Source organism: Micromonospora sp. DH14 (assembly GCF_029809455.1).
GTDB classification, from domain to species: Bacteria; Actinomycetota; Actinomycetes; order Mycobacteriales; family Micromonosporaceae; genus Micromonospora; species Micromonospora parva.
On the sequence record NZ_JARVKT010000013.1, the window covers coordinates 1 to 18,478 of the forward strand.

16 protein-coding genes are annotated in these 18,478 nt (G+C 69.1%); 7 read left to right on the top strand and 9 right to left on the bottom strand.

Translation table 11 applies throughout. From position 1 onward, the window contains the following. Positions 1-54: 54 nt before the first annotated feature. On the bottom strand, positions 55-663 hold the full coding sequence (locus QCZ28_RS18335; RefSeq protein ID WP_279517791.1) for a helix-turn-helix domain containing protein: 609 nt from the start codon (positions 661-663) through the stop codon (positions 55-57). A 228-nt stretch (positions 664-891) separates the two neighbouring features. Between QCZ28_RS18335 and QCZ28_RS18340 the strand changes: the two genes are divergently transcribed. Further along, complete coding sequence (locus QCZ28_RS18340; protein ID WP_279517792.1) at positions 892-1,458, top strand: alpha/beta fold hydrolase; 567 nt, start codon at positions 892-894, stop codon at positions 1,456-1,458. 86 nt (positions 1,459-1,544) lie between these two features. On the opposite strand, the gene QCZ28_RS18345 is transcribed toward QCZ28_RS18340, so the two are convergent. Beyond that, a complete protein-coding gene (locus QCZ28_RS18345; RefSeq protein ID WP_279517793.1) occupies positions 1,545-2,765 on the bottom strand; it encodes a PQQ-dependent sugar dehydrogenase in 1,221 nt (406 codons plus the stop codon). Positions 2,766-3,216: 451 nt separating this feature from the next. On the opposite strand from QCZ28_RS18345, the gene QCZ28_RS18350 reads away from it, so the two are divergent. Beyond that, positions 3,217-3,795, top strand: coding sequence for a hypothetical protein (locus tag QCZ28_RS18350; protein WP_279517794.1), 579 nt, complete (start codon positions 3,217-3,219; stop codon positions 3,793-3,795). Positions 3,796-4,178: 383 nt separating this feature from the next. Further along, positions 4,179-4,859, top strand: coding sequence for a lytic polysaccharide monooxygenase (locus tag QCZ28_RS18355; RefSeq protein WP_279517795.1), 681 nt, complete (start codon positions 4,179-4,181; stop codon positions 4,857-4,859). A gap of 159 nt (positions 4,860-5,018) precedes the next feature. On the opposite strand, the gene QCZ28_RS18360 is transcribed toward QCZ28_RS18355, so the two are convergent. The 4 genes from QCZ28_RS18360 to QCZ28_RS18375 all read right to left on the bottom strand — a co-directional run bounded on the left by QCZ28_RS18360 (position 5,019) and on the right by QCZ28_RS18375 (position 11,007). Further along, complete coding sequence (locus QCZ28_RS18360; protein WP_279517796.1) at positions 5,019-7,190, bottom strand: UvrD-helicase domain-containing protein; 2,172 nt, start codon at positions 7,188-7,190, stop codon at positions 5,019-5,021. 164 nt (positions 7,191-7,354) lie between these two features. After that, positions 7,355-7,906, bottom strand: a complete 552-nt coding sequence (locus tag QCZ28_RS18365) for a hypothetical protein (RefSeq protein WP_279517797.1) — start codon at positions 7,904-7,906, stop codon at positions 7,355-7,357. Positions 7,907-8,026: 120 nt separating this feature from the next. After that, on the bottom strand, positions 8,027-9,874 hold the full coding sequence (locus tag QCZ28_RS18370; protein ID WP_279517798.1) for a glycoside hydrolase family 15 protein: 1,848 nt from the start codon (positions 9,872-9,874) through the stop codon (positions 8,027-8,029). 152 nt (positions 9,875-10,026) lie between these two features. Further along, a complete protein-coding gene (locus tag QCZ28_RS18375) occupies positions 10,027-11,007 on the bottom strand; it encodes a LacI family DNA-binding transcriptional regulator (protein WP_279517944.1) in 981 nt (326 codons plus the stop codon). Positions 11,008-11,171: 164 nt separating this feature from the next. Here QCZ28_RS18375 and QCZ28_RS18380 point away from each other — a divergent pair, with 164 nt between their 5' ends. Genes QCZ28_RS18380 through QCZ28_RS18395 form a run of 4 tightly spaced genes read left to right on the top strand, consistent with a single transcriptional unit; the run spans position 11,172 to position 16,698 of the window. Then, the gene (locus QCZ28_RS18380) at positions 11,172-12,479 is read left to right on the top strand and encodes an extracellular solute-binding protein (protein ID WP_279517799.1); all 1,308 of its coding nucleotides are present in this window, start codon (positions 11,172-11,174) and stop codon (positions 12,477-12,479) included. Then, positions 12,476-13,474, top strand: a complete 999-nt coding sequence (locus tag QCZ28_RS18385; protein ID WP_279517800.1) for a sugar ABC transporter permease — start codon at positions 12,476-12,478, stop codon at positions 13,472-13,474. The genes QCZ28_RS18380 and QCZ28_RS18385 overlap by 4 nt, the downstream gene beginning before the upstream one ends. Then, the gene (locus tag QCZ28_RS18390; RefSeq protein WP_279517801.1) at positions 13,471-14,337 is read left to right on the top strand and encodes a carbohydrate ABC transporter permease; all 867 of its coding nucleotides are present in this window, start codon (positions 13,471-13,473) and stop codon (positions 14,335-14,337) included. Before QCZ28_RS18385 ends, QCZ28_RS18390 begins: the two co-directional genes overlap by 4 nt. A gap of 36 nt (positions 14,338-14,373) precedes the next feature. Next, positions 14,374-16,698 (top strand): glycoside hydrolase family 3 N-terminal domain-containing protein, encoded by a 2,325-nt coding sequence (locus QCZ28_RS18395; protein ID WP_279517802.1) that lies wholly within the window; start codon positions 14,374-14,376, stop codon positions 16,696-16,698. Positions 16,699-16,743: 45 nt separating this feature from the next. Here QCZ28_RS18395 and QCZ28_RS18400 read toward each other — a convergent pair whose 3' ends face one another. Genes QCZ28_RS18400 through QCZ28_RS18410 form a run of 3 tightly spaced genes read right to left on the bottom strand, consistent with a single transcriptional unit; the run spans position 16,744 to position 18,386 of the window. Continuing rightward, positions 16,744-17,673 (bottom strand): oxygenase MpaB family protein, encoded by a 930-nt coding sequence (locus QCZ28_RS18400; RefSeq protein ID WP_279517803.1) that lies wholly within the window; start codon positions 17,671-17,673, stop codon positions 16,744-16,746. After that, positions 17,670-18,221 carry a haloacid dehalogenase-like hydrolase gene (locus QCZ28_RS18405; RefSeq protein WP_279517804.1) on the bottom strand — a complete coding sequence of 184 codons (552 nt, stop codon included), beginning with the start codon at positions 18,219-18,221 and terminating at the stop codon, positions 17,670-17,672. The genes QCZ28_RS18400 and QCZ28_RS18405 overlap by 4 nt, the downstream gene beginning before the upstream one ends. Next, complete coding sequence (locus tag QCZ28_RS18410; RefSeq protein WP_279517805.1) at positions 18,222-18,386, bottom strand: hypothetical protein; 165 nt, start codon at positions 18,384-18,386, stop codon at positions 18,222-18,224. Positions 18,387-18,478 lie beyond the last annotated feature (92 nt).

Genomic DNA, 18,478 nt, shown 5'->3' on the forward strand with positions numbered 1-18,478 from the left:
CCCGACCCCGGCCCCCCCCGCCCGCGACGAAGCCCGCGGAGGACTCTCTGGCGGCTACCGTGCCGACTCTGCCGACTGACGCTGCGCGTTGATCCTGAGGAGGCCTTCGATGCCATACAGGAACGTCTCGGACACCATCGTCGGGTCGGAGAGGCATCCGGCCGCCATAGCGCCGTCGCGGAGCATGACGAAGTGACGCGCCGCGGGATCCGCCGTTTCTTTGTCGACCTGCGCCATGAGCATGGTGATGGTGTCCAGGAACCACTGCCGGTGGGCCATGAGTTCCTGGTGCACGGGATGGTTCGCGTCCGGATATTCCGCCGCGGCGTTCAGGAACGCGCACCCCCGGAACCCGGGGGACTGGATGTTCTGCGCGATGGAACCGGCGATGGCCAGCAGCGGATCGTTCGGCGACCGGTTGGCGGCGAGAGCCTCGTCCACCATGCCGCGTTCCATCTGCTGCACCTCACGCAGATAGGCCAGGATGAGGTCGTCTTTGCTGGGAAAATGCCGGTAGAAGGTGGCCCTGGTCACCTTCGCCTCGGCGATGATCCGGTCGACGCCGACGGAGTGGATGCCCTCCGTGTAGAAGATCCTGGTCGCCGTGCGGAGCAGCCTGAGTCGTGCCTCAGAGGGCCGGGCCTCGGGTTCTTCGCGCGTCATCCACCCATCTTAGCGAACAGAACGTTCGGTCGTGCCGTGTGACGTGCAGACCGACATTCGATGATCCACTCAATTCCACGATCTCGGCGACAGTGACCGCACGATGCTGGATTCTGAATGCGGCAATCCACCGGATCCGGGATGCGCGGCTGACGCGCGCGGCCCGGTCGATTCGGTTCCTCGCGCCGGCTCTGGCGAACGGCGAGGCACCTCGAAAGGAATCCCAAGATGAGCATCGCTCCTGACATGTCCGCCCAGGGTGCGGGGATGCCGACAGTGGTGCTGGTCCACGGGGCATTCGCCGGCTCGTCGAGTTGGAACGGGGTGATCGCCGACCTCAGGCGTCGCGGCTATCCGGTCATCGCCGTCGCCAACCCGCTGCGCGGTGTGCAGAAGGACGCCGCCTACGTTCGGGCTCTCCTGGACAGCTTGCCCGGTCCGGTCGTGATGGCCGCCCATTCCTACGGCGGGCTGGTCATGACCGAGGCCGCGGACGGCGCCGCCAACGTCAAGGCTCTGGTGTACGTCGCCAGCGTGAGCCCGGAGGTGGGCGAGAGTGTGATCGGGTTGCTCGGCAAGTACCCCGGAAGTCAGCTCGCAACGAGCATCGCGATGGTCGAGATCCCCGCCGACGGGGGCGGCACGACGATGGATCAGTACATCCTGCAGCGCTTCCTCGCCGATCGGGCGGGGTCCACGACGGTGGAGATCGCCGCCTCCCACGCTGTGGCGGTCTCCCGACCCGGCCCGGTCGCCGACCTCATCGACAGCGCCGCCCGCGCCACCATGAGTTAGGGGGTGGACGGCGTCGGTAGCCAGTTGCCGGATACCGACGCCGTCCGAGCCCGTGCCACTCAGGGACCGCCGATCACGCCCTGCCGTCAGCGGGCGGCTGGCTGGACCCGCTCGAACCGCACCCGGCTCAGCCAGCCGGGAAGGTCACTGAGCACGTACAGTTCGCCGTTCACGTCGGTGCCGATCGCGGTGGGTTGAATGGGGAAGTTGCCGATCGTCGCGGACTCGTACCCGCCGGTGGGCTTGGGACGCACGGCGAACGCGAGGGTCGAGCAGTAGTCGCTCGCCACGTAGACACCCCGCGCCTCCGGGGTGGCGGACCCTCGGTACACCACGCCGCCGGTCACCGAGCAGTTCTCCGTGAGGTAGTGCTCGTACTCGAAGACCGGGTCGGTGTACCGCGTGCCCGGCCGGCACTGCGTCTGGTCGAAGACCGGAGTGCCCTCCCGGCAGGACCAGCCGAGGTTCGCCCCACGCTGCCACGGCCGGATGTGGTTGATCTCCTCGACCAGGCCCTGGCCGACATCACCGATCCACAGCGAGTTGTCGACCGGGTCGATGGAGAACCGCCACGGGTTGCGCAGCCCGAAGACCCAGATCTCCGGCCGTGCACCTGGTGTGCGGACGAACGGGTTGTCGGAGGGCACGCAGTACGGCTTCCCGCCGCAGGCGCGGTTGACGTCGATCCGCACGATCTTGCCGAGCAGGGTGCCGAGGTTCTGACCGGACTTGAACGGGTCGTTCGCGTGACCGCCGTCGCCGAGGGACCAGTAGAGGTAGCCGTCGCGGTCGAACGCCACCTGCCCGCCGTTGTGGTTGCCGTACTCGGCGTGCTCCTGGGTGAGCAGCACCTGCACCCGGTCAGGGGCCCCGATGGGCACTCGCGCCAGGGTCAACGCCCCGGCCGGCAGGCTCGTGTAGGCCACGTAGAGGATCCCGGTCCGCGCGAAGTTCGGTGCCGGCGTGATGCCGAGCAGGCCGCGCTCGTTGTCCGAGGTGTCGATCCGGGAGGTCAGGTCGAGCACCGGCTCGGCCGCCAGGCCGGTGTCGGGGTGATAGGCGCGGACGGTGCCGTTCTTCTCCGCGATCAGCATCCGGCCGTCCGGCAGCCCGGTGATCGCGATTGGCCGTTGCAGACCGAAGGCCACCTGTTCGGAGACCACGGTCAGCTCGGCGAGGGGCACCGCGCGGGTGCGGGGTGGGCTGGCGGCGCCGGCTACCGGCGCCGGCGGTAACAACAACGCACACAGGGCCAGAATGAGCAGCCCGGCCAGCATGGTGGCCGGGCGACGACGCCGTCGCGACATGTTTCAGCTCCTCAAGCAGGGTGGAGGTACGGGACGCAATCTGGGAGCGTTCCCACGATACATCGATTCGCACCAATCTCAAGCCCGTGCTCGCGCCGCCTCGGGCTGGGTGGCCGGACGAGTCCACGTTGAATGCCGTCGATGTTGCACGAGCCGATCAGACGTGTTGGAATGGCTCATATCGCCGCAGCGCGGGGGCAACCGCGCTGGGAACGGCCAGCACGGGAGCATCGCAGTGCCAGCGGGGCGTCGCTTGTGGCGGGCGCTCGCATGGCGCATCGCCGGGCCATCTCCCTGTCGACGGGCACGTGCCGGGCAGGCACCCCTCGCCCGCCCGTGCCCATCTCCGGTCAGTGTCCCCGGCGGTTGACGTGCTCGACGTCTGACCTGCCAGGGGCGTCCGATGTGGTCTGCCAGCGCACCAGAAGCGGCGACGAGGTGAGAAGCAATCATGATTTCCCGAGAGAGTTTCGCGGGCTGGTACCGGAACCGCTTCGTGTGGGTGGCGGTGATCGTGCTGGTGGTGTCGGTCGGCGCGGTCGTACTGGTCAACCGGGCCGAGTCGACGACGGAGCCGGTGGATCTGCAGGGCCAGATCACGGCCCGGATGCGTACCACGCTCGAACAGGCGGACCCGGGGCAGCACAACCACGCGGGGCACGGTGCCCAGCAGGCGGCCACCGCGGAGAAGCCGCCGGTGATCTGCGGGGTCCGCGTCTACGGCTACGAGCCGTCCGACGTCACGGCGCTCGCCGACGTGCGCACGGTGTACGGCTTCCACCTCTGCGGCGTCGCCGAGCAGAAGCGCCCCTGGGACGTGGCGGTCAAGCTGGCCGGGCCCGTGATCATGGACATGTCCACCCAGCCTCCCGGGATCCAGGTGGTCGAGGCGACCGCCGACGTCATGTTCGTCGACCGGCTGCGGGAGATGTTCCCGGACAAGTACGAGGAGGTGGCGCTCAAGGAGGCGCTCACCGAATCGGAGATGGCCGAGCAGCGCCGTCGGTACGACGCCGCAGCCGGGCTGTGACCGTGCCGGACGGTCGGGCGGGGTGGTCGTACCCGCGGGGCCGCCGGTTCCGAACCTGCGGCTGGGTGTCTCCTTCGCGGGTCCTGCGGTAGCGGCGAGCCGAAGGGGCCCCGTCGCGCGCGATCCGTTCGACGGTGCTGCGGATCTCGGTGTGCCGGACCGTCGTTGGCGCGTCGTCGGGTCAGCGGTCAGTGCCGCGGCGCCCCGGTGGGTGTTGGTGAGGCGGCTTGTCCTTTCAGCATGCCCCGATCGGGGGACCTCGTCGGCTTGATCCACATTCGACCATTAATGAATCCGTATTGATATTTACGGCCATGGATGTAACAGTTGGTTTGGGAGCGTTCCCATTGTGATCTCTCGTACCGAAGAGCGGAGGATGAACAGTGCGTTCACACAAGCCCGATCAATCCGGTGGGCGATCTCGGTCACCCGTCCGTCAGTCCATCCGGGCGGTCGTCCTGCTGTTCGCCATGGTGGTCGGCACGCTGCCCTGGACCGGCGCGGCCCAGGCCCACGGCACCATCATCAACCCGGCCAGCCGGGCCTATCAGTGCTGGAAGACCTGGGGCAACCAGCACATGAACCCGGTCATGCAGCAGCAGGACCCGATGTGCTGGCAGGCGTTCCAGGCCAACCCCGACACCATGTGGAACTGGATGAGCCAGCTGCGCGACGGCCTCGGCGGCCAGTTCCAGGCCCGTACCCCGGACGGGCAGCTGTGCAGCAACGGCCTCTCCCGGAACGACTCGCTGAACCAGCCCGGAGCGTGGAAGGCGACCAACGTCAGCTCCAACTTCACGGTCCAGCTGTACGACCAGGCCAGCCACGGTGCTGACTTCTTCCGGGTCTACATCACCAAGCAGGGGTTCAATCCGAGCACCCAGAAGGTCGGGTGGGGCAACCTCGACCTGATCGCGACGACCGGGCGCTACGCGCCGGCGCAGAACATCTCGTTCAACGTCTCGGCCTCCGGGCGCTCCGGAAGCCACGTCCTGTTCGTGATCTGGCAGGCGTCGCACCTGGACCAGGCCTACATGTGGTGCAGCGACATCAACATCACCTGATCGGCGAGATCGACAACCGCAACGCAATCCGGCCCAGGACGGTGACGTCCTGGGCCGGATTGTTCCTGGGGCCAGAGTCCGGCGCCGACGATCGAACGTACGGCATGAAGACGTCGACCTGGCCGGTGTTCAGCCGGCGCGGATCGGCGGCGCGGGCGACTACGGCGCGAGGACCAGTTGGCCGAGTTCCTGGGTGCACCGGGTGAGCGCGACGTACAGGCCGTTCCAGCCGCGCGGTTCAGCGGCGATGCCCTGCGGGTCGACCAGTAGCGTCGCGTCCCATTCCAATCCCTTGGACTGGGTTGCGGTGAGCACCGGCACGTCACTCACCACGGAGAGGAGTTCGGCGACGCGGTCCGCGGGGGCGATGACGCCGACAGTGCCGCCCTGCCACCGTTGCCGCAACCGCCGCACCGCCTCGACGACGGCACCGGAGAGCTCGGCAGGTGTGATCGTGAGTTCCCAGGGGGCGATGCCGGAGGAGCGGACCGCCCGGGGTGGCGTGCTGTGGCTGCCAGCCTTCGCCAGGACCGGTCCGGTGAGGTCCATGACCTCGCGCGGGGTCCGGTAGCAGATGGTGAGTTCCGCAGCGGTCCAGCGGTCTCCGAAGGCGGCCCGCACCGCTTGTGCCCAACTGGTGTGCCGGTGCGCTGCCTCGGCCTGGTCGATGTCGCCCACGGCGGTGATGGAGCGGCTGGGGCACCGCCGCAGAACCATCTGCCACTGCATCTCGGACAGCTCCTGCGCCTCGTCGACGACGACGTGGCCGTACACCCAGCCGCGCTGGCGCCGGGCACGGTCGGCGACGAACTCGCCCTGTGGTCGCGGGGTTTCGACCTCGCCGAGCAGTTCGGCGAGGGCGTCGAGCAGGGGGATGTCGCTCGGTGCCCACCCGGCCGGCTCGGCCGAGACGGCAGTGATCTCCTCGGGGGACAGCTGTGGGGCGATCCGGGCCAGCCGGGCGGGATCGGTCAGCAGGCCAGCCAGCAGGGTCTCGGCATCGAGGGTGGGCCACCATGCCTCGATGAACCGGGCGACAGCGGCGTTCTCGGCGATGCGGGACCGCAGATGCTCGATCTCCTCCTCGGAGAGCAGCCCGTCGACGTCGCTGCCGGTGGACGTCCGGGGGGCGTGATGCTCGTGCTCCATGCTCTTGTCGACGCGGGCGAGGATGTCCTCGAAGCCCTCCTCCATCTCGTCCATCAGCGCCTCGCGTTGCTCGGCGACGACATCGGCGAGGAGGTGGTGCAGCTGCTCGGCGAACGCCGCGCGGGCGCGGTGGTACGGGCGTCCCTGTGTCGCCGAGGCGAGCGCCTGTGCCACCGTCGCGGCCGCGATGACGTAGAACTCGCCGTCCCAGCGCAACTTCAGCTCGCGCGGCCGGGGGAGCAGTGACGCGACGTAGCCTTCGAGCGTGGCCTGCCAGAGCGCGCGGCCCTTGATCTCGGCGAGAAGCCTGCTCTCGTCGCGACTCACCTGGACGTCGGCCAGCAGGGTGTCGCAGGTCGCCGAGACGACGGCGGTCTCACCGAGCGCGGGCAGCACCTGGGCGATGTACCGGAGGAACCGCGGCGAGGGGCCGAGGACCAGGACCGCCTGCTCGGCCATCTTCCGGTACGTGAACAGCAGGTACGCGACGCGGTGCAGGGCCACAACCGTCTTGCCCGTGCCGGGGCCACCCTGAACGATCAGCGGGCCGGTCGCCTCGGCCCGGATGATGTCGTCCTGTTCCCGTTGCAGTGTGGAGATCGCCGTCGACATGCGGCCCGTGCGCCGCTGGTCGAGAGCGGCCAGGAGGGCGCCTTCGCCGACGAGTTCGGCGGTGATGCTCCCGTCCAGCGGCTCGTCGTCCACGCCGACGACTGTTGATCCCGTGGTGCGGATGTGCCGGCGCCGTGCCTGACCCTGCGGGTCGCCGGCCGTCGCGGTGTAGAACGGCCGAGCCGCCGGGGCGCGCCAGTCCACCAGCAGTGGCTCACCGCTGTCGCCCTCGTCGCGGAGGCCGATCCGGCCGACGTGCCGCACCGTGCCGTCAAGGCTGTCGAGGCGACCGAAGACCAGCCCGTCCTCCGCTCGCCGTAGCTCGTCGTACTGCTGGCGGAGCATGCGCTGCCGGGCCTGCTCCATCGGGTCCACTGCCGCTGTCGAAAGCTCGACCCGCAGGTGGTCGGCCAGCCTGTCCCGCCGGGCGGTGGCCACGTCCAGAAACGCCTGTTCCTCGGCGACCGCGGATCGCAGTGCGGCACCCTCTGCGGTGGCGGTCAGGTGGCCGTGTGGCGTCTCGTCGCTGACGCCGGCGGTGCTGTTGCTCGGAGCAGACTTACGGCGCATTCGCGAATCCCCGTATCGGTTCCCCCTCGGCCCGGACGGGCCGCCGTGCATTCGGCGGCAAGCATAGAGTCGGTTGCCAGCACCGCCCAGGAACTCCGCCCGCAGAGACGGTAATCTCAATCCCTTGCAGGTCCCGGGGCTCAGGTGGCCTTTATCCGCTGTGGTCAGCCCAACGTGAAGGTCACGTCGTCGACGTCGAAGGCGGTGACGCCGTTGCCGGCCGTCTCGCTGCCGAGGAAGCTGACCGTCGCGGTGCGCTCGGTCGTCGCCGTCCCGCTCGACATGGTGTACTGCCGCCACAGCGCCCCGCCGTCGAAGGCCAGCGAGAACCTGGTCTTCGGCGGTATTCCGGTGACCGCCATTCCGACGTTCAGGTAGTCACCCCGGCTGATCTCCGTGGTGGTGGTCCGCACCCAGAAGCTGACCGTCAGGTCGCAGTTGGCCGGGACGGTGACGGTGGTACGCAGCAGGTCGCTGCGCGTCACGTCCAGCCCCGCGAAGGTGGCGTACCCGCGCCCGGTGTGTGCGGGCCGGGTCGCGTCGCCGAAGACGACGATGCGGGGGCCGGCGGTCCAGCCTGTCGCGCCGCGCTCGAACCCCGGGTTCGGGTGGATCTGCCCGGCGCAGGGCGGGTCGGCGACCGGCTGGCCGTGGGATGCGCTGCCCGTGGTCAGGAGCAGGGCCGCGGCCACTGCGGCGGTGACGAAGGCTTTCATCAGGTCTCCCCGCGTCGATACATTCGAGACTGTCGATATGTGTCGACGATGCGCGATGGACGTGGGCGCGTCAAGCCCTTCCCGAGATGGGCTCGCACGCGGGGCGGCAGGTGACCGGCACTACTGGCGGCGGCGGGCGTCAGCCTCTGTGTCGAGCAGGTCGTTGAGGGTCAGCGCGGAGTTGATCAGGGAGAGGTGGCTAAACGCCTGGGGATAGTTGCCGATCTGCTCCCCGGTGGCGGCGATCTCCTCGGCATAGAGGCCGAGGTGGTTGCTGAAGGTGAACATCTTCTCGAAGGTGAGTCGGGCGTCGTCGAGGCGGCCGGAACGGGCCAGCGCCTCGACATACCAGAAGGTGCACATGTTGAAGGTGCCCTCGTGGCCGGGGAGGCCGTCGGGGGAGTGGACCGGGTCGTACCGGTGGACCAGGCTGTCGGAGACCAGCTCGCGTTCGATCGCCAGCAGGGTGGACTGCCACAGGGGGTCGCTCGGCGTGACGAAACCGACCGCCGGCATGGCGAGCAGCGCCGCGTCCAGCACGCTTTCGTCGTACGCCTGCACGAACGTGCCCCGGCCCCGGTGGTATCCGCGGGCCATGACCTGGTCGTAGATGCGGTTGCGTTGCTCGGTCCAGCAGGCCATGTCCCCCGGGCGGCCGGTACGGGTGGCCAGTCGGATCGCCCGGTCCAGCGCCACCCAGGACATCACCCGGCCGAAGGTGTAGTTGCGGGGGTGGTGCCGGCTCTCCCAGATGCCGGCGTCGGGCTGGTCCCAGTTGCGGCAGAGCCAGTCGACCAGCCGCACGGTGCTCTTCCACACCTGGTGCGAGACACGGATGCCCTGCTCGTCGGCGAGGTGCATGGCGTAGAGCGCCTCGCCGTGGATGTCGAGCTGGAGTTGGTCGGCGGCGCCGTTGCCGATCCGCACCGGGCTTGATCCGCGGTAGCCCTCCAGATGGTCAAGCACCTCCTCGTGCAGGTCGGAGGAGCCGTCCACCCGATACATGATCTTCAGTGGATCCTGGTGGTCGCCGGCCTCGCGGATCCGCTCGTCCAGCCAGTTCATGTACCGGCTGACCTCCTCGGTGAAGCCGAGGCCGAGCAACGCGTGCACGGAGAAGGACGTGTCGCGTACCCAGGTGTAGCGGTAGTCCCAGTTACGGGTTCCGCCGACCAGCTCGGGCAGCGCGGCGGTGGGCGCGGCGATCATCGCGCCGGTCGGCGCGTACGTCATGAGTTTCAGCGTGATCGCCGAACGCTCGACCATCTCCCGCCAGCGGCCGGTGTAGCGGGAACGCTCAAGCCAGCGCCGCCAGTAGTCCTGGGTCCACTCGAACATGCCCTGGATCTCTTCCGGCGGGAAGATGCGCGGTTCGCTGCCGCCCGTCTCCAGGACCACCCCTCCCGTGTCACCTTCGTTCAGCGTGCCGTACGCGACCAGGTCGCCGCCCTCAAGGTGGATGTCACCCTGCTCGGAGATCAACCGCCGTACGGGGTCGACCGGGTTGAACGTCAGCGAGGCCGACCGGCTGCGGAAGACGTAGCCGTTGTGGTGGCGCTCCAGCTGATGCTCGTCGCGGGCGTAGTTGAACCGCGGTCGGCACTCCACCCGGAAGCGCATGCTGCCCCGGACCATGGTGACGAGGCGGACCAGGCGGTGCGCGTCGGTGACCCGCTCGCCGGTGACCGGCATGAAGTCCATCACCTCGGCCACACCGTCGGCGCTGATGAACCGGGTGATCAGGATGGGCGTGCCGGGGAGGTAGAGCTGCTTGGTCACGTACCGCACGTCGTGCGGCGCGATCTGGAAGTAGCCGCCCTTCTCCTTGTCCAGCAGCGCGGCGAAGATGCTCGGCGAGTCGAATCGCGGCGCGCAGAACCAGTCGACAGTGCCGTCACATGTCACCAGCGCGGCGGTCTGCAGATCGCCGATGAGCCCGTGATCCTCGATCGCCGGATAGCTGTCCACGTCTCTCCCCGGTTCGGCGGCGTCCTGCGCATCGAACCTAGGGAAAAGATTGTCGACTGAGGTGAGATTCGCGTTCTGCCACCCTGTCGCGTGCCCCGGGGCGCGCCGACGAGTTCGCCGAACCCGTCCAGGGTGCCGCGCCCGCCTCGGCGTCAGCGGTGCGGGCGGCAGGAGGAGCGGATGACCAGTTCCGTCGGGAGCCGGATGTGGGTGTCGCGCTCGACGCCGGCGATCAGGTCGACGAGCAGGCGCAACGCCTCGGCGCCCATCCGCTGCAGTGGCTGCATGATGGTCGTCAGCGGCGGGTTGACGAGCGCCGACTCCGGCACGTTGTCGAAGCCGATCACCGAGAGGTCGTCGGGCACGCACAGGCCCATGTCGCGGGCCACGGCCATCGTGGATATCGCCGAGAGGTCGTTACCCGCGAAGATCGCGGTCGGCCGGTCGGCGAGGGCGAGAAGCTCCGCCGCCGGGCCGGCGGCGGTCTCGATCCGGAACCCACCGGGGCGGACGAGCCGCTCGTCCACCGGCACGCCGGCTTCGGCCATCGCACTGCGAAAGCCGGCCTCGCGCAGCTGCGCCGACATCAGGTCGGTGCGTCCGCTGATGTGCCCGATCCGGGTGTGGCCGAGGGAGAGCAGGTAGTTGGTCGCCAGCACCGCGCCCGCGAAGTTGTCCGAGTCGACGGTGGGCAGGTGGGACGGGCCGGTGTGCGGGTCGACGGCCACGACGTGGAAGTTGTTCTCGGTCTCGACCACTGTCGGCGTGACGATCACGGCGCCGTCGATGAGGGTGCCGGAGAGTCGGGCGAGCGAGCGTCGCTCCCATCCGACCGCCGCTCCCTCGCCGTCCCCGCTGGAGTAGGCCAGCAGCTGGTAGCCACTGCCCGCGACCTCCTGGGACGCGCCCTTGAGAAGCTCGGTCGAGAACGGCTCGAACTCGGCCAACAGGATGCCGAGCACGTTGGTCCGGTGGCTGCGCAGGCTCTGCGCCCCCAGGCTCGCCTCATAGCCGAGTTCGTGGATGACCTGCTGGACGCGCTCCACCGTCGCTCGGGCCACGCCGTATCTGCCATTGACAACCTTCGATACGGTCGCGACCGAGACGCCGGCAGTGCGTGCGACATCGGACATCTTGACGCGCTGCTGAAACACCACGTCGATGATGATAGGGCCGCAGTCGACGAGGTGTCGCCGCCGATTCGAAAACGTTATCGATACCGATTGACATCAAGTTACATGACTGTAAAACTTCGCCGCAGGCCGAGTACCGCGACTGAGTAGTCGAGGAGACATCGATGGCAACGAAGCGACGTAGAAGTGCCGCCCTGGCACTGTTGATGACAGGTGTTCTCGTTGCCGCCGGGTGCAGCGGCGGCGGCGAAGAGGCAGCCCCTCAGGGCGAGCTCTACAAGGACCCGGTGACCCTGACCTGGTGGCACAACGCCTCGCAGGACGGGCCCGGCAAGACCTACTGGGAGAAGGTCGCCAAGGACTTCTCCGCACTCCACCCCACGGTCAAGATCGAGATCGAGGCGATCGAGACCAACCAGCTCCAGCGCACCCGGATCCCCGCCGCGCTGCTGAGCAGCGACCCGCCGGACATCTTCATGACCTGGGGCGGCGGTGAGATGACCGAGCAGGTGGAGGCCGACTACCTCAAGGAGGTCACCGACCAGGTCAAGGACGAGGTCGCCAACATCGGCAGCGCCGCAGAGATCTGGCAGGTGAAGGGCAAGCAGTACGGCCTGCCGTTCCGGATGGGCATCGAGGGCATCTGGTACAACAAGGACATGTTCGCGCAGGCGGGCATCTCGGCTCCGCCGACCACCTTCGAGGAGCTCAACGCAGCTGTCACCAAGCTCAAGGCGATCAACGTCGTTCCGATCGCCGTGGGTGCCGGTGACAAGTGGCCGGCCGCGCACTGGTGGTACAACATGGCGCTGCGCGCCTGCTCGGTCGACACCCTCAAGAAGGCGGCCTCGGAGAAGACCTTCGACGATCCGTGCTTCGTGAAGGCCGGCCAGGACCTGAAGGCGTTCATCGACACCAAGCCGTTCCAGCCCAACTTCATCGCCACGCCGGGCCAGAACGACCCGACCAGCGCCAACGGCATGCTCGCCAACGGCAAGGCCGCAATGGAGCTGATGGGTGACTGGAACCGCGGCACGCTGGACACCGTCGCCACGGACAAGACCAAGCTCGCCTCGTTCCTCGGCTGGTTCCCGGTGCCGGCGATCTCCGGTTCGCCGGGTGACCCGAAGGCGGCCCTCGGTGGGGGCGACGGGTTCTCCTGCTCCAAGAACGCGCCCGCCGAGTGCGTCGAGTTCCTCAAGTACATCGTGAGCCCCGAGGTGCAGAAGGGCTACGCCGAGACCGGCACCGGCCTGCCGGTGGCCAAGGGCGCGGAGGGGGCCGTGAAGGACCCCGCGCTGACCTCCATCCTGCAGGCCACCTCCGGATCGAGCTACGTCCAGCTCTGGTTGGACACCGCCTACGGCAGCACCGTCGGGACCGCGATGAACGACGCGGTCGTCGCCATCTTCGCCGGCAACGGGACGCCTGAGAAGGTCGTCTCGGCGATGAAGGCGGCCGCAAGCAAGTGACCTCCGCCAACCAGCTCCGTATGCCCGCCGGCGGCGCTTCCGCGTCGCCGGCGGGCCCCCGCCAGGCTGGGCGCGCGTCCGCCCGCCGCGCCGACAACCGTCGCAAGTGGTACGAGATCATCGGCCTCACCACGCCGGCGATCCTCGTCTACGTGATGTTCGTGCTGGTGCCGATGGGCTTCGCGGTCTACTACAGCCTGTTCCGCTGGCGCGGGGTCGGGCCGCCCACCGAGTTCGTCGGCCTGCGGAACTACACCCTCGCCTTCCAGGATCCGATCTTCCTCGACGCGTTGCGCAACAACGCCATCATCGTGTTCGGGTCGCTGCTGATCCAGGGCCCGATCGCCCTCGGCGTCGCCCTGCTGCTCAACCGTCGCTTCCGTGGGCGCGCCGTGTTCCGCCTGCTGGTGTTCGTGCCGTACGTGCTCGCCGAAGTCACCGTCGGCATCATGTGGAAACTGCTCCTGACCGGCGACGGCACCGTTGACGCGCTGCTGCGGTCCCTGGGCATGGGCGGCCTGGTGCAGGCCTGGCTCGCGGACCTGGACGTGGTCATCTGGACCCTGCTGGCCGTCCTCACCTGGAAGTACGTCGGCTTCGCCATCATCCTGCTCCTCGCCGGTCTGTCCAATGTGCCCGACGAGCTGACCGAGGCGGCGGCCATCGACGGCGCGAGCTGGTGGCAGATCCAGTGGCACGTCACGATCCCGCTGCTCGGCCCGACCATCCGGATCTGGATGTTCCTGTCCATGATCGGTTCACTGCAGATCTTCGACATGATCTGGGTGACCTCGGTGCCCGCGGTGCGGTCCCTCGGCGCATCGGCCACCATGGCGACCTACATGGTCGACAACGGCTTCTTCGCCCGGCTGTGGGGCTACGGCAACGCCGTGGCGGTAATCCTATTCGTCATCTCCTTCGTGGCGGCGCTGCTGTTCCAGCGGTTCCTGCTCCGCCGCGACATCGAGGGCGCCATCACCGGAAGGGCGAAGTGACGATGGCCGTGAACAGCGTTCTCCCCCAGTCCACCGGGCGTCGTCAGATTTCCTGGGGCACGCCGCTCACCTACGCGATAGCGCTCGCGGTCGCGGCCGTGTCGATCGCCCCGGTCATCTACGTGGTCATCGGCGGTTTCCGCACCACCCCGCAGATCGCGGCGGACCCGGCCGGCCTGCCGGACCCGTTCGTGTGGAGCAACTACGCCCGGGTGCTGACCCAGAGCAACTTCTGGCAGCAGGCGTTCAACAGCGCGGTCATCGCCCTCGGCACCACACTCGCCGTCGTCGTGCTCGGTTTGGCCGCCGCGTTCGTGCTCGCCCGCTACAGCTTCCGCGGGCGGGAAGGGCTCTACACCTTCTTCACGCTCGGCCTGCTGTTCCCGGCCGGAGCGGCGATCCTGCCGCTCTACCTCATGCTGCGGGACCTGAATCTGATCAACTCCTACTACGCGGTGATCCTCCCGCAGGTCGCCTTCTCGCTACCACTGACGATCGTGATCCTGCGTCCCTTCCTCTCGGCCATCCCGAGAGAGCTGGAGGACGCCGCCGCCATCGACGGTGCGAGTCGGCTCGGTTTCCTCTGGCGTGTCGCGATGCCGCTGTCGCGGCCCGCGCTCGTCACCGTTGGCGTGCTGGCGTTCGTGGCGAGCTGGAACTCGTTCCTGCTGCCGCTGCTCGTCCTCAGCGACGTCGACCTGCACACCCTGCCGCTGGGCGTGCAGAACTTCTCCAGCCAGTACACCACCGACACGGCCGGCGTCCTCGCCTTCACCTCGCTGGCGATGCTGCCGGCACTGCTGTTCTTCACGCTCGCGGAGAAGCAGATCGTCGGTGGCCTGCAAGGTGCGGTCAAGGGCTGAGCGGCAGCGGTACGAGCACAACCAGAGAGGCACAGCATGACTGAGGTCCACGAGGTGGTGGGCGGGCCGGCGCCGGCTCAGGCAGATCCGAACAACAGCCGACAGGACGGGTACGACGGAGGGGACCGCCTCCACGATCTCCTCGGCCGGATGACGATCGATGAGAAGATCGCCCAGCTCGTCGGCTTCTGGGAGAAGGAGGACGGCGAGGCGGTCGCACCACTGCAGGGGGAGTTCGGCGACAACTCCAAGCTTGAGGACTTCACCCGGCACGGGCTCGGTCATCTCACCCGCGCCTACGGCACCCGTCCCCAGGATCCGGTGCAACGCGCGTCCTGGCTGTGGAAGTTCCAGCGGGACCTGGTCACCGGGACCCGGCTGGGCATCCCGGCGATCGTCCACGAGGAGTGTCTCACCGGGCTGTCGGTGTGGAAGGCCGCCACCTTCCCCACCCCGCTGGCCTGGGGTGCCGCGTTCAACCCCGAACTGGTCACCGAGATGGCCGCGGCGATCGGCGCCTCGATGCGGACCCTCGGCGTCCACCAGGGGCTCTCCCCGGTGCTCGACGTGATCCGCGACCCCCGCTGGGGTCGGGTGGACGAGTGCATCGCTGAAGACCCGTACCTGGTCGGCACCATCGGCACGTCGTACGTGCGCGGCCTGCAGTCGCAAGGGGTGCACGCCACCCTCAAGCACTTCGTCGGCTACTCCGCCTCGCGCGCCGGGCGCAACTTCGCCCCCGTGCACGCCGGCCGCCGGGAGCTGGCCGACGTGCTGATGCTGCCGTTCGAGATGGCGATCATCGACGGCGACGCACGCAGCGTCATGCACTCCTACACCGATATCGACGGGGTGCCCGTCGCCGCCGACCCGACGATGCTGACCGGGATCCTGCGTGACCAGTGGGGCTTCGACGGCACCGTGGTCGCCGACTACTACGGGGTCGCGTTCCTGAACCTGCTGCACCACGTGGCGAGCGATCACGCGGAGGCGGCCGGGCAGGCGTTGACGGCCGGTCTCGACGTCGAGCTGCCGACCGGCGACGCCTATCTGACCCTGCGGGAGTCGGTACGGACCGGCAGGATCGACGAGGCGATCATCGACCGCGCGGTGCTGCGGGTGCTGCGCCAGAAGCAGGACCTGGGCCTGCTCGACGCGACCTTCAGCGACGAGCCGCCGCAGGCGATCGACCTCGACTCACCCGAGCACCGGTCGATCGCCCGCCGGCTCGCCGAGGAATCGATCGTGCTGGTCGCCAACCGGGACGCGCTGCCACTGCCGGCGGGTCGGCGGATGGCCGTCATCGGCCCCAACGCCGACCGGCAGAGTGCGCTCTTCGGGTGCTACTCGTTCCTCAACCACGTCCTCGTCCAGCATCCCGGCGTGGAGACCGGCATCGAGGTGCCGACAGTGCTCGACGCCGTGCGGGTCGAGTTCGGCGACGACCTCGTCACGTGGGCCCGCGGCTGCGACGTGGACAGTGACGACCGGTCCGGCTTCGACGAGGCGGTCGCCACGGCGTCCGCCGCGGACGTCGCCGTCCTGGTCGTCGGCGACCACGCCGGCCTCTTCGGACGCGGCACGGTCGGCGAAGGGTGCGACCGGGACGACCTGGAACTGCCCGGCGTCCAGCGCGAACTGGTCGAGGCGGTGCTGGCCACCGGCACGCCGGTGGTCCTGGTGCTGCTCACCGGGCGGCCGTACACGATCGGTTGGGCGCTGGCGCGCTGTGCGGCGGTCGTGCAGGCGTTCTTCCCGGGCGAGGAGGGCGCCGGGGCGATCGCGGGAGTGCTCTCCGGGCGGGTCAACCCGTCGGGCAAGCTGCCGATCACCATGCCCGGGCCGGCCGGCGCGCAGCCCTACTCGTACCTGCACCCCACCCTCGGTCAGGGCAACGAGGTGACCAGCCTGCCGGCGATACCCGTGGCGCCGTTCGGCCACGGGCTGTCCTACACGACGTTCGCCCACACCGATCTCACCGTGTCCGGCACGGTGCCCACCGACGGGGCGATCGGGGTGAGCGTGCGGGTGACGAACACCGGCGCTGTCGCCGGCGACGACGTGGTCCAGCTCTACGGTCGCGACCCGGTCGCGTCGGTGACCAGGCCGTTGGCGCAGCTGCTCGGCTACCAGCGGGTCCATTTGGAGCCGGGTCAGTCCGTCACTGTCGAGCTGACCGTCCCCACCACCCGCCTGGCCTTCTCCGACCGCACGTACACCCGGGTCGTGGAGCCCGGCGAGGTCGAACTCTGGGTCGGCACCAGCGTGCAGCGGGACACCCAGGCGGTGACCACGCTGGTCGGTGACACCGTCCCGGTCACCAATGCCTCCCCCCGCTGGACCGTCACCACCATCCGCTGAGACCGGTCCGCCGGCCGTCCCTCCAGGTCGGCCGGCGGACCGCGGTCATTCGGGTGCCGGCTCGCGGCTTCGCTGATCTCGCCCGGCCGGGTCGGTCACGCCGGTGCCGGTGCCCTCTCCGTCGCCGCGGTCGTGCTGCGGGCCGAGCTGGCTGATCTCGTACCCGTCGGGGTAGCTCCTGGCCCGGATGCCGTCGGCGAACAACGCCGTCGCCCGTGGCGCGCCGAACCACCGCTGCGACAGTGCGCGCGTCTTCAGGGCGAGGTGCAACCCCGCCCGGACCGGCCAGGCCGGCGTGTCCACCCGCGTCGCGCGCCGCAGCGGCGCGTCGTACATGGCACTGACCAGTGCGTTTCCCAGCGGCGCGAGCATCCGGGGGAGCCGGGCGAGCATCAGCATGCGGGTGGCCCGTTCGATGGCGGCCGCGTCGTCGTTGGGTTGCAGGTGAACCGCGTCGTGCGCGTCGAACCAGGTCTCGAACTCGTCGTACGACGCGGGGATGTCGGTGATGCCCATCCGTCGGCCGAGTTCGCGGTAGAACAGGTACGTGGCGTGCCGTTCGTGGCAGCAGGGCGGGCGCCAACCGTACGCCTGCAACCACCGGGTGGGGATCACGACCAGGCAGCCGAGGACGTAGCGGAAGTCGTCGTTGCTGATGTCGTACGGGCGGTGAATCTGGTTGACGCGCCGCAACGCGTCACGGCCCCGGGGCTGCTCGAAGCCGTTGAGCACCATCTCGTACATCAGCAGGCCGGTGTCGTCGATCCGCTTCTGGGTGCGTTCGGTCAGCTCACCGGTGGCGGTGTGCACAGTGGCGATGGCGGGGACCGAGAAGGACCGGTTGAAGGCGAGGTTGAGCCCGAGCTTCATGTCCCACGGGAACTCGTAGCGCAGCATCGTCTGGTAGATGTCCAGGTAGTCGCGCTCCGGATCGAGAGCGCGGGTACGGGTCAGGTTGTCGTAGCGGCCTCTCATCGGTGGGCGTCTCCCCTGGTCGGCCCTGGTGACCGGCGGTCCGGGGCGGCTCCCGGCGCCGGTTCCTCCTCCGGGAGGTGAGCACCCGTCCAGGTGACGGTGGCCAGCCGGGCACCGAGTAGCCGCCGTGCCCGGGCGGCCTCCCGGGCGTTCGCGTTGACCAGCACCGGCTGCTGCGCGGCGCTGAGGATGGGGAGATCCGACAGCGAGTCGCTGTAGGCCACCCGCCACGGTGGCGTCACCCCGTGCGCGGCGAGCTGCGCCACCTTGGCCGACCCGTGGTTGTGCACGATCAGCTTCGGCCCGCGAATGCGCGAGGCCACGAGCTCGACCTCGGCGAGGCCGATCACGTCGAGCACCGCGCGCGCCAGGGTGTGCTCGCAGGCGGTCACCACGATGACCCGGTCGCCCGCGTCGAGGTGGGACCGGACCCGGCGCAGGCCGGGCACGATGATCCGCCCCGGCTCTTCGCCGAGGTCCGCGCCGAAGCGTGCGAGCTCTGCGGCCAACTCGTCGGCGTTGCGGCCCGACAAGCCGATCCGGCTCACCTACCGCGCCGCCCACGGACGCGCTGCGGGAATGGCGGCGACGGGCGCGAGGAGGACCAGGAGCGCGACGGCGAGCGGCAGCCGGGCGCCGACGAAAGCAGTGCGTCGCAGGAACAGGCCGAATGCGTCGCCGCGCAGCAGCACACCGTCAAAGTCGACGATCACCGTGCCGGCGGTCGACGCCCCTGTCGCACTACCGACCACTGTGCCACCGGCGGTTCGCCATCAGTCGAGTGTACGGGCGGCCGGCGTCGACG